The organism is Pseudoalteromonas sp. G4 (assembly GCF_028875915.1).
GTDB lineage: Bacteria > Pseudomonadota > Gammaproteobacteria > Enterobacterales > Alteromonadaceae > Pseudoalteromonas.
On record NZ_JAPEHW010000102.1, the window covers coordinates 1 to 11,971 of the forward strand.

The following is an 11,971-nucleotide window of genomic DNA, read 5'->3' on the forward strand; positions in this document are numbered from 1 at the left end:
GTAATTGAAGAACTTGCAGCAATTGACCCTAACGAGTTAACCCCTCGTCAGGCGCTTGATTTAATCTACCAACTTAAGCAGCTTGCTCAAAATAGCTAGGGTCTGTTGATCTTTGCTGTTCTATTTTTGTTCTCTTTGAGCGTGCTTTTATCGCGGCGCTCGATGTGTGGCCTAGCAATCTAAGCGAATATCGAGCAACAATGAGAAAAGTGCGCTCAAAAGAACCGTTCGGCAGCGCTTGATTGGCTTTTCTACTGTGTTATCGGCTGACTCACATAGAATGACTATGCCACGCAGCCTCTGCCTTGTATAAAACCCAATCAAACTGCTGCAAAAATGAACTTGAAAGGTCAACAGGCCCTAGGGTGTTTGGCCTGTTATTAAGCAGGCCACTTTACCTAAAGATAGGAATTTAACCTAGACTCAGGTTAACTAAGTAGCGCTTGTCCTTTTTCCGACAAGCTTACTTTTACCCCATGATAAAATTCAATTTCTTGGTGTAATAAACTGTCTTGCGTGGATATACATAAGTACTCACGCATTTCCTCAATTTGGCACCAAAAGCTTAAATCGCCCATAAATGGCATTTCTTCCAAATCTTGGTTTGCACCAAACAACTGTGCCAATGAGAGTGTTTGACCATTTAAACAATCTAAAACTTGCCACTGAGTACGATTTAACCCAATATCATCGGGCTGTTCTTGTAAAAAGCGTTGAATCGATGTTTTAAGGTTTGGCCAGTGTTTAAAGTCGAGTGTTAAACAAGTCTCTAACGCAGCTATATTTGTAGTTAATGCGTGCCAAACCAGAGACGTTAACTCAAAAAATGCATCACTCGGGCTAAAGCGTGTTTTGTAATACTGGGCAACTTGCGCTGCATCTAATTCACGCGGGGGTAAGTGTTCAGGCAGAAGCACTATAAATAAGTTACGTGTTGATTCAAATTGCGCGCGGTACCATGCAATAAACTGTAAGCCAATTAAGCTATCAAATAGTTCAGGCGTAAGCCACAAGGTTACTTCACTACTATCTTCAATACTATCGAGTAAGGCATTTCGCTGTGCAAACTTAGTTTGAACATCTTTTAGTGGCAAACAAAAATAATCCGCTAAAAAAGCAGCGCGGTAATCACTCATTGCTGGTAGCGTGAGCTGCGACGATATCGGGCCATGATGAAGCACATCTTGCCAAGCAACAAACTGCCCTTGAATACCAATTCTTTTTAAAAATAAGTTTGCGCTATCGCCATTGGTAATATGAAACATAAGGTAACCTCAACTACTAATATTCAGTTGAAACTAATCCACTAAATAATATTCAATGCTTGAAACGACTCGCACTTGTTTAATATGAGGCGAGTTTGAATCACGATCTGCAATACTAAACTGACCTTGACGTGCAGACTTGATTTTACCGAGTGTTGAATTTGAATCCGTTGCAAATTTCTCAGCAACTTCACGCGCCTTTTCTGTTGCTTGCTGAATCATTTCAGGCTTGATGTCATTCAGGCCGGTAAAAATATACTGCACTTTTGCGTCATAGCGGTCACTAGAAATAGCAATACCTTGTTTAGCAAGCTGTGTTACTTTAGTGAGTGCATGGCGTACTTTCTCAGGCTCATGGCTATAAACTGTGATACTCGACATTACAAAATAGCGCATTTGGCCTTTTTCTAATTGTGCGTAAGGCTGAGCAAGTTTGTCGGCAACATTTGGCGGTGCAATTGACACTTCATCATCACTAAAACCATGCAATGTCAAAAATGCGCGCACAGCTTGGTTCTTTGCTTCTAACTCACCAATTAGTTTGGTTAAATCATTTCCCGCTAGCGAATAATTTATTGGCCAAATTACGGTGTTTGCCATTACCTCTTTCTCAGCTAACCCTTTTACCGCAACGCTACGGTCGAGCGTTTTAAATTCAATAATGCCCTGCTTTAAAATCAGGCTGGCAATAATCAGCGCAAGCGCAAGGATTAAAGAAGTCGCAATTGTTGGTTTATTCATGTTCGCTCACTAGATGTTTGTCTTTACCAAAGTATTCTGGCGTTTGCGTTGAGAGCACTTTTAAAGGCTGTTGGGATGTGACCGTTACACCATGTGGCGTATTTTCATCGATTTTTACAAAGTCGCCTTTTTTAATCGTAAAGGACTTATCGCCCAGCTGCATTCTCCCTTCACCATCAACAATATATACCATTTCACTGTGTTCTTTATGCAGGTGCAGCGGTACTGATTTTTTTATAAAAATAAGAAACTGGCTGGCATCTTGATTGCTCGCAAGCTGCACCACTTTGACATTTTCAAGATCACTCGGTGCTACCATTTGTTCAATGTTTATTGGCGCACTACTGATAGCAGCACTTAGCAATAATAGGGTCATAATTAACAGTCCATATTCATTCTCAAAGAAGCATAACAAGACCCTGTTTTATATCAAGTATCTTGTCTGAATATTGCTTTATACTTATAGACGAATTTTATACTATACGAGTAACTCAACTCTGGTGAAAAGCTATGACGGTAAAAAGGATAAGCCAATTTTTCAACCCTAAGTCAGTTGCAGTGATTGGGGCATCAAACCGCACCAATCGAGCAGGTTATGTGGTAATGCGTAACTTACTGCAAGGGGGATTTAACGGTCCAATAATGCCTGTAACGCCTAAATACAAAGCGGTACATGGTGTGCTTGCTTACCCAACCATTGATGCGTTACCACAAGTACCAGACCTTGCGGTTATTTGTACTAACAAAGATCATTGCAACCAAATCGTCGAGCAACTCGGGAAAAAAGGCTGTAAAAATGCCATTATCATTGCCTCTGGATTTGATAAAACACTAAAACAAACCTTAATAGAAACCGCCAAACAAGCCGATGTGAATATTCTCGGCCCTAATAGCCTAGGTTTACTTATTCCACGTATTGGCCTTAACGCAAGCTTCTCACATATGGTTGCAAAGCCTGGCAAAATTGCATTTGTATCGCAATCGGCTGCTGTATGTTCAACCATTTTAGATTGGGCAAAAACCAAAGACATTGGTTTTTCATACTTTGTTTCTGTAGGCGATTGTGGCGATATCGATTTTGATGAGCTAGTCGACTTTTTAGGTCGCGATGCCAATACTCAAGCCATTTTGTTGTATATCGATAACATTGAACATACTCGCCAGTTTATCTCTGCAGCAAGGGCTGCGGCATTTAGTAAACCTGTGATTGCAATTAAAACAGGCAAAACGGCAGCTGGAGCCGATGCAGCTATGGCTCACACTGGTGGAAATCAAGGCTCAGATGCAGTTTATGATGCCATGTTCCAACGCGCCGGTATGCTTCGAGTAAACGATTTACGCGAGCTCTTTGCTGCTACGCAAACACTAGCGTTACACCCTAAGTTATTAAAACAAGAAGCACTCACAATTTTAACTAATGGCGGCGGCCCTGGTGTGATGTCAGTTGATACACTGATTCAAAGTTCTGGCAAACTCGCTGAGTTATCAAAAGAAACCATTACCAAATTAAATCAGGTATTACCTCAGCATACTTCATTTGCTAATCCGGTCGATATTTATGGCGATTCAGATCCAAGACGTTATCAAAAAGCCGTTGAAATTTTAGTGCAAGCACCCGAAGTTGATAACTTGCTTATTTTACATAGCCCTTCAGCACTTGCCCCAAGTGAAGAATTTGCCAATGTTATTGCAGAAACGGTGACCAAGATCCCCAAAATGCAGCGCCCTTATGTAATGACCAACTTTATGGGTGAAACAGCCGCTTATGCTGCACGAAAAGTATGCCAAGCAGCAGGGATCCCAACCTATCGTACACCTGAAGGTGCCGTTGCCGCATACATGCACTTAATTCAATATCGCCGCAACCAAAAACACTTAACGCAAACACCTGAGTCATTACTTGATTCAAATAATATCCATAGCGAAAAAGCAGCATCACTGATTGAAAATAACCTGCAAGATAAAATGCATTACTTGCCGACTCATGACGCAGCACCGCTTTTAAATTGCTACCAAATTAATTGCATCGCTACAGAGCATGCATACACCCCAAGTGAAGCCCGTGAGTTTGCCCAAAAGATAGGATTTCCCGTTGCACTTAAGTTAGTTAGCCCTAACATTCCGTCAAAATCTGATGTTGGCGGTGTTGTGTTAAACCTTAACGATGGCAATGAAGTAGAACAAACGGCATTCAACATGTTGCTGCGCATTAATGAAACTTATCCAGATGCGCAAATTGATGGTTTTGCACTACAGCGTATGGCAACCCGTGCAGGCGGCCAAGAATTACGCATTGCGGTTAAAACCGACCCAAATTTTGGCCCTGTGATTTTACTCGGCGAAGCAGGCACTGCGCTTAATTTTGATTTAGCAGCCGTTGCCCTACCGCCGCTTAATATGAACTTGGCGAAGTATTTAATTGCCGCGGCTAGCGATAAAGGGTTTATCAAAGAAAAACATCTGCCAACAAAAATTGATAAGTACACTCTTTGCGCCATGCTCACGCGGGTATCGCAAATGGTTGTTGAAAACCCCGATATCAAATCGCTAGAACTAAACCCTGTACTTGCCTTACAAGGGAAATTTTTAGTGCTGGATGCGTGCATTGAGCTTGAAAAATATCAAGCAACAAGCCGCGCTAAACGCTTAGCAATTAAACCTTATCCAAAAGAACTTGAACAAGAAATCACCCTAAAAGATGGCTCACTTGCTATGCTGCGCCCGATTCGCCCTGAAGATGAAGAAGCCCACCGCGAGTTTGATAATAAACTCACGAAAGAAGACAGATATAAACGCTTCTTTGGTGAAATGCCACAGTTTAGTCATGAGCAACTAGCAAAAATGACCCAAATTGATTACGACCGAGAAATGGCCTTTATAGTCACACAAAGACGTGATGATGTTTGGCAAACACTTGGGGTTTCAAGAGTGTTAATGGATCCTGACAATCTCGTTGCGGAGTTTGCCGTTGTAGTTCGCTCAGATATAAAAGGCTTAGGTTTAGGGCGCATTTTGATGCAATCGGTTATCGACCATTGTAAACGTCAAAAAGTACAAAAAATTGAAGGTCTCACCTTGCCTGAAAATGCCGGCATGATTGGCCTTGCCAAAAAGCTCGGCTTTAAAGTAAGCCGTGATTTTGAAGAAGGCACCATTGTTATGACCATGCCATTAAATTAAGAGGCTCAAGTGAATCAATTACGACTCAGCATTGCACAAGTACTTGAAAGTTCTGGTGAGGGGTTACGCCTTGGCCGCTTAATTGATGGCTTATTAATTTTACTGATTATCGGCAATGTTGTAGCCATTGTATTTGAGTCAGTTGAAGAAATCGCCTTAGCCCATCATCAACTGTTTATTAGCATTGAAATTTTTTCAGTGGGTATTTTTACCATCGAATACTTATTACGCCTTTGGGTCTGTGTGGATAAAGAACATTACCGTGATTTATCTATGCCTAATTGGCGTAAACGCCTTCGTTATTTACGTTCCCCGCTGGCGATTATTGATTTACTCGCCATATTGCCTACCTACTTAATGTTATTTGTCAGTTTTGACTTACGTTTTTTACGCGTATTCAGACTGTTACGCGTATTCAAACTCACTCGCTACTCGCGCGCGATGCAATTATTACTGCAAAGTATTCGTGAAGAAAAAGGCCCCTTACTTGCTGCCTTTTTCATTATGAGTGTGGCGTTAATTACCGCCTCTTGCGGTATTTACCTTATTGAGCACGACGAACAACCCGATAAATTCGGCTCAATTCCAGACGCTATGTGGTGGGCAATGGCCACACTGACTACCGTAGGGTATGGTGATGTTGTGCCAATAACACCTCTCGGTCGCTTTTTTGGCGGCATGATCACTGTGCTAAGTATGGGCATGGTTGCTATTCCAACAGGTTTACTGGCATCGAGTTTTTCAGATCAGCTCAGACGCCGCCGTGTTAAGTTTGCACAGTATGTTGCGTTATGTTCTCGCGATGGCGAAATTTGTGAAAAAGACCAAGCACAAATTGAAGAAATGCGTATTGAACTCGGGTTAAGTAAAAAAGAAGCGCAAATCGCAATTCGCAGAAAAATGGAAGAAATAAAACACATTAACTACTGTGCTAATTGTGGCCATAAAATCCCCTAACTAAAAGTTAGGGGCTGTAAATTTTGGTAAAACATTTGACTCAAAGGTTTGTAACAATCAATTCTAAAATGAACACGCATTTAATTGCCTGTAAACTTTGAAAACTCATTTTAGCTTTATTACAAACTACTGATATCCGTTATCACCACAACAAAGTTATCAACCTCAGCGCGCTCATTAGCAACAGCGGTCACTTTAATTAAGCATTTAAACTGTTCGCCTTCAGGGTTGGTAATGGTCTCTTCCGATTGATAATGCTCACCGGCATTTAGCTTAGCTAGCTCACGTAAGTATTGGGTACGGCGTTTTGCGCTTAAACCAAGTGATAACTTGCGTGATGAGTCTTTACTTATATCAAATTGATGACTTTCTCTAAGCGCTTTGTTGATGGCTAAAATTTTGAAGTCACTATCCATAACAAACACCCAGTCACGGGTATGTTCAAATGCGGTGCTAAATAATCGTGCACTGCTTTCTAGGTCTCGTTCACGAGTAAAGTTGGTATACGTGCCCGTTACTCGCTGTGGCAAGTCACCATCCCACTCAATTACACGGCCTACATCTTTGTACCAGCGCCAATGCCCTTGATTGTGACGCACCCGATAAGTGAGATTGAACTCCCCTTTTTGAGTACTAACAAATTCCAACCATTCTATGCGATATTTAGCCCTGTCATCAGGATGTATTTTGGCTAAGTATTCATCTAGCGTCACGTTTAGCTTATCAAAGCCTAATTCATTGCGTAAACGCGGCTGATAAATATCGCCTACACCACTTTGCCATTCCCAAACACCTGATTGGCTACTTTCAAGCGCCAGCTTTAAGCGTGTTTCATTTTCACTACTTTGCTTATGTGCAGCCAATAAACGTTGTTGATAACGATGGCGACGCAAAAACCAAACTGAAGTCAAACTCGCGATCAAAACAAAGTAAATTGCAAACGCCGCCGGTGAGCGCCAAGGTGGGTAATGCACTTGAATAGTAAAACTTTTAAAATCTGTATAACTGCCATTGAGCGGGTCGCGCGCGCGCACATAAAAAGTGTGTTTGCCCGGTGCAATTCGCGCAAAAGCGACCTTGTTGTTTTCAGTGCGTACCAACGGAGAATCATCTAACCGATATTCATACTCCACACGGTCTTGGTATTTAAATAGCATGGCTGAAAAACCGATTTCAAGCCCGATATCATCGTAATCAAGTTCCAGTAAATTTTGCTGAATAATTGACTCGGCTTCTAACTTACGCGACATCAAAGTAATGGAGGTAATATTTACACGCTCTGAAATTTGCTCGTTAATATCATTACGCTCAGGGAAGAAACTCGTAATGCCCTTAATCGAACCAAAAATAATTCGCCCATCCGAGTAGGTTAATTTTGAGCCCGAGTTAAACTCGTTTACTGTTATGCCATCGTCAACCGTGTATTGCCTAAAATGCATAGTATTGGGATTAAAGCGCCAAATACCACTGTGGCTTGCCATCCAAATCATGCCTCGTTGATCTTTGGTTAAGCTGTAGAACAATGAGCCACGAGTATCGAACTTATCTTCAATACGGTACTTCTCTTCAAATGTGTGACTATCTATTCCAACCAAGCCATAGCTGTAGTATGAAAGCCACATAACACCATTATTATCTACCACATAAGATGTCATTTCTAAGTACTCAACATCGTCTTTTACTGGCGGTGTATAAAGGTGTTTTACGCTGTTATCAGGTAGAAGTTGATAAAGCGACTTACTGTGGAAAAAAAAGGGTAATTGGTTGTCTTTCATGGGCGGTAAAAAGTACCCTGAAAGCGTATCGTCAATTACCGGAATGGCAGGTTCAATTTTGATTAATTCTTGGCTATGAGTATTAAATTTAAAATAGCCGTGTTTAAAGCTTTTAAAATACATTTCACCGCTTTGGCTGAAATGACCCACAATAAGTTGCTTTTGAAATATATCTTTGTACTTTTCAACGGCAACCTCCACCGCTGAAATGGTTAACGTGGTTAAATCAAATTTAAAAAAGCCACGACTTGTCGACAACCACAAGATATTGTTATTTTCGAAAATTTGATAAACATGAAACTCGTGGTTGATACGATCTGCTAAATAACCTTCCAAATAGGTTTGGCTTTGATAGGTGTGAGGGTTGATTTTGGTAATTCCGTCGCTGGTTGCAAGCCAAATATCTTTGTTGTGCTCAACCATGCCCCACACATTGTTATGCGATAAGCCGCCATACAAGGTATCGCGATTATAGTTTTGAAATAGGTAATTATTTTTAGCAACAAAATATGCACCATCAGACTTACTTGCTAACCACATTGAGCCATCTTCAGAGATCAACATATCAACAATACTGTTGTCGCTCAGTTCGTAATCTGAATTATCTAGCTCGGTGCTTTTGATAAGCTGATCGTCATCTGCAAAATAGTTATATACGCCTTCGTTAGTCGCCAGTTTTAAGCCTGACTTAAACGGCATAATTTTCCAAATATTTAGATCTGCTATACGCATTTCACTAGGCAGTTTGTCTAACTCTCCAGCCACTAATCGTTCAATATTATCAAGCTCAACCGAGTGCAAACCTTGCACGGTTCCTAACCATAATTGCGAACCCACGATATGAAATGACTTCGCATTATTTTGGTCATGATGCTGCGCCGGCTCATTGAGATATTTAAGCTCAACTACTTTTTGTGTATTGGTGTCCATAACATAAACACCTTCAGAAGTACCAATCAGCAAGTAGTGTTTGTAGTACTTTAATGCGCGCACATACGCGTATTTAAAATCACCCGGAATTTCAAAAACATGCTTCACTTCGCCTGTTTTACTATTCAGTAAGGCCAAATTTCGCGTGCGCCCTAACCAATAAAATCCTGGTTGGTGCGTTTCTAACATTACAATCGGTGAATGACTGCGATCAGTTTTAAACTCGAGCACCCTTTCCAGTTTATAAGTATCTGTATCATAGCGATAAAGCCCTGAATAGGTAGTCGATATCCAAATATCATTTTGTTTATCTTCATAAAGGAAATCGATCGACTTATCTCGCAACGTGCCTTCTGGACCTGTCATAGTAGAAAGCTGATAACCGTCGTAGCGATTTACCCCTGCTTCCGTGCCAATCCATAAATAGCCATTTTTATCAACCAGCATGCCGGTAACGTAGGACTGAGCGAGACCTTCATTGGGAGAAAAACGACGCACATTCGGGTTATCAAGAGCTAAAGCCCCAACCGAAAACACTAAACATAGCAACAATATAAAGCGATTCATTACAACTCCAAATTAGTTACCATGCAGCGAATATCTCGCCCTTGACGGACATAAGCTTGAAATATTGATTGAAGCTCTGGTGGTGGCTCACTTATATGAAAAGCGCAGCGGGTATACCAGTCAACAAGGTGTGAATATGCAAAGGTATAAATTGGCTGCTGATAATAGGATGAAATGTGTTTAATTAACTGTGATGCCAAATTTTTACCGCGATGAAGCGGCACCGTAAACACCCCAGTTAATAAATAATGCTCTTCTTTCAAAGTAAGCTTTGCTGTGGCAGCAATTTGGTTATCAATTTTAATCAGCCAAACCTTATCATGGCTTTTAGCACGACCGCGCACATTGTGCTGTTGATAAAATTTATTTACCAAAGGCGTCATGATTGGGTCGAGTAATTCACATGCTATTTGGTTCACGACATTGTCGCTAAATACCGCTCAAAGCGTTGCTTTAGCTCACCTTGCTCTGATTGTGGGCGCTGCAAAATAGCTGAATAAATTTGGTCTCGCGTACTTTTACCACGCTTTACTTTAAACGCCCAAAAAGAGGCTTCATAATCTAATTGGATTAAATATTTTTCCTGACGAGGTAAATTACATAAGTTAAAAGACATGTTCTTTTTATACAGCAAATTAAATAGTATGTTATGGTAGCAATGTACCATATAGGTTTCGCCGATCAATACTAAAATGAATTCTGTAATGCGTCAGATAACAACTAAAACACATGCTTTATTGAGTTTAACACTAACTGGCTTTTTACTTGCAGCTACGTTGTTACTTGCCAAACCAATTATGGCTGAGCAAAGCACCACCACTTTAATATTCAATAAACCACTAGATACCGAAGTGTCTCGTATGCTTATAGAGCGTTTAAACAACGCTTATCGCGCTATTGGTATTGAGATTAAAATTATTGACTTTGACCATAAAAGCTCGCTAAAAGCGGCAAACGCAGGTGAACTAGATGGGCAAATTGGTCGCGTAATTGGTATTTCAAACGATTACCCTAATTTGGTAGCGAGTATCACACCACTGATGCATTTAAACCTCGTACTTATAACCAATAAAGGCGTCTGTTCAAATTGCCAATTAAACAACCTGAAAACCATTAGTCATAATGCCAGCTACCCATTTGCGCAAAAATACATAGAGCAAGAAAGCTACCAAGGTGAAGTGATTACCAACAGTAACCTTACCAGTCAATTGCATATGCTACGTAATGGCACTATTGATGGCATATTAGTATTAGAGTACTTGCTTGATCATCAAATTAAGCAGCAAACCTTTGAGTATTTTGACAGACAAATAGTCTCGCAAAAGCCTATTCATCACTACTTACATAAAAAACACAAAGCCATTTTAGCCAAACTTGATGAGCAATTTATGCAAAACTCATGGGCAAAATTAGATCACAAAAAACCCAAGTAACCTACTCATACACAACATCAAAAGTCTAAATTGGTTTGCTCTGAAGCACCGTTTCCACTGTCTTGTTGTTGCGCTAAACTTTGGCGAATGCGCTTTTCACGCTGTGCACATAGCCGAATAACATGCTTCTTTTGTGCATTGGAAAGCTGGTTCCAATGAAAGCGTTCTTCGCGCGAACGAAAACAACCTAAGCAATAACCTCGGTTATTCACCTGACATACCCCTTTGCACGGACTGGGTATCTCAAAAATTTCGATTTGCTCAATAATTTGTTTTTGTTCAGCCATTTATTATGTAAATCCGCTTTTAAAAAACAAAGCAGACTTGGTCTATTTTTACGCACTCATAAATACAGTTTAACTATTTTTTGCACAAAAAAAACCAGAGTATTCACTCTGGTTTGTTGAAAAATTTTATTCTTGCGTAAAAGCAAAGCGATTGATTACTTTTGATTTAACACCGGTTTTGCATAAATTTGCTTAATAAACTCATGTAATTCAGGGGCTACATCATCAAAACGACTTTGATAAACACGTTTCGCATCTTCGCTTATTTGCTCAGCTTCTTTATTTGCCGCTAAGTAGTTATTTGGGTGCAGGAAATAATTGGCATGAATGTAATTATCAATGGTCTGTGCTAATTGTTCTGGGGTATCACAGTTATCGCTAATTGGCTCACCAAACGACAAGTGAACATGCCCTTTATTGGTTGCAAAGCCTTCAATAATGCTGGCGATATCTTCACCCTGTGCTTTTTTGTATTCACCGAATGTCGCTTTATGATATTGCTCTTTTGCTTTGGCTTTTTCGCATGGTTCAAACTCGTACGAAATCGCCACTGGCACGACGTTAATCGATTTAACATAGTCAGCAAATTCCATTTTTAATTTACGACCGTGCAATTGCAGCATTTTAATTAATGCCGGATCAGTTACATCGTTACCGTCTTTGGCACGACCTTCTTTTTGTGCAATCCATACTGAGTTTCCACTGTCGAGCGAATCATAAATATAGTGCGAAAGGGTCGTCAGTGTTTTTAGCATTTCTTTTGGCGACTTTACCGAGCGCTTTACAATAAAGCTTTTATTTAAGCGCATTAGCTCCGTCATATAAGGGACTTGCAA

General features: G+C 40.5%; 10 protein-coding genes and 1 pseudogene. 3 read left to right on the forward strand and 8 right to left on the reverse strand.

What is annotated here, in order from left to right; all coding sequences use genetic code 11:
• Positions 1-428 precede the first annotated feature (428 nt).
• The 3 genes from ON073_RS18815 to ON073_RS18825 are packed head-to-tail and all read right to left on the reverse strand — an operon-like array spanning position 429 to position 2,382.
• Complete coding sequence (locus ON073_RS18815) at positions 429-1,265, reverse strand: DUF1835 domain-containing protein (protein ID WP_274763422.1); 837 nt, start codon at positions 1,263-1,265, stop codon at positions 429-431.
• Positions 1,266-1,298: 33 nt separating this feature from the next.
• Positions 1,299-2,006: an SIMPL domain-containing protein gene (locus ON073_RS18820; RefSeq protein WP_274763423.1), complete on the reverse strand. Its 708-nt coding sequence runs from the start codon at positions 2,004-2,006 to the stop codon at positions 1,299-1,301.
• Positions 1,999-2,382 (reverse strand): cupin domain-containing protein, encoded by a 384-nt coding sequence (locus ON073_RS18825; protein ID WP_274763424.1) that lies wholly within the window; start codon positions 2,380-2,382, stop codon positions 1,999-2,001. Before ON073_RS18825 ends, ON073_RS18820 begins: the two co-directional genes overlap by 8 nt.
• Before the next feature lie 134 nt (positions 2,383-2,516).
• Here ON073_RS18825 and ON073_RS18830 point away from each other — a divergent pair, with 134 nt between their 5' ends.
• Together ON073_RS18830 and ON073_RS18835 are read left to right on the forward strand one after the other, a co-directional pair.
• Positions 2,517-5,186, forward strand: a complete 2,670-nt coding sequence (locus tag ON073_RS18830) for a bifunctional acetate--CoA ligase family protein/GNAT family N-acetyltransferase (RefSeq protein ID WP_274763425.1) — start codon at positions 2,517-2,519, stop codon at positions 5,184-5,186.
• 9 nt (positions 5,187-5,195) lie between these two features.
• Positions 5,196-6,143, forward strand: a complete 948-nt coding sequence (locus ON073_RS18835; RefSeq protein ID WP_274763426.1) for an ion transporter — start codon at positions 5,196-5,198, stop codon at positions 6,141-6,143.
• Positions 6,144-6,262: 119 nt separating this feature from the next.
• Here the strand turns inward: ON073_RS18835 and ON073_RS18840 are convergent, their stop codons facing one another.
• Genes ON073_RS18840 through ON073_RS18850 form a run of 3 tightly spaced genes read right to left on the reverse strand, consistent with a single transcriptional unit; the run spans position 6,263 to position 10,031 of the window.
• Complete coding sequence (locus ON073_RS18840) at positions 6,263-9,415, reverse strand: two-component regulator propeller domain-containing protein (RefSeq protein ID WP_274763427.1); 3,153 nt, start codon at positions 9,413-9,415, stop codon at positions 6,263-6,265.
• On the reverse strand, positions 9,415-9,834 hold the full coding sequence (locus ON073_RS18845) for a GNAT family N-acetyltransferase (protein WP_274763428.1): 420 nt from the start codon (positions 9,832-9,834) through the stop codon (positions 9,415-9,417). The genes ON073_RS18840 and ON073_RS18845 overlap by 1 nt, the downstream gene beginning before the upstream one ends.
• Positions 9,831-10,031 (reverse strand): DUF3283 family protein, encoded by a 201-nt coding sequence (locus tag ON073_RS18850; protein WP_274763429.1) that lies wholly within the window; start codon positions 10,029-10,031, stop codon positions 9,831-9,833. Before ON073_RS18850 ends, ON073_RS18845 begins: the two co-directional genes overlap by 4 nt.
• A gap of 88 nt (positions 10,032-10,119) precedes the next feature.
• Between ON073_RS18850 and ON073_RS18855 the strand changes: the two genes are divergently transcribed.
• Positions 10,120-10,848 carry a transporter substrate-binding domain-containing protein gene (locus ON073_RS18855; RefSeq protein ID WP_274763430.1) on the forward strand — a complete coding sequence of 243 codons (729 nt, stop codon included), beginning with the start codon at positions 10,120-10,122 and terminating at the stop codon, positions 10,846-10,848.
• Between the two features lie 17 nt (positions 10,849-10,865).
• Here the strand turns inward: ON073_RS18855 and ON073_RS18860 are convergent, their stop codons facing one another.
• Both ON073_RS18860 and ON073_RS18865 read right to left on the reverse strand, forming a co-directional pair.
• Complete coding sequence (locus ON073_RS18860) at positions 10,866-11,114, reverse strand: DUF1289 domain-containing protein (RefSeq protein WP_274763431.1); 249 nt, start codon at positions 11,112-11,114, stop codon at positions 10,866-10,868.
• A 176-nt stretch (positions 11,115-11,290) separates the two neighbouring features.
• Positions 11,291-11,971, reverse strand: a pseudogene (locus ON073_RS18865) (1-acyl-sn-glycerol-3-phosphate acyltransferase); the annotation flags it as partial.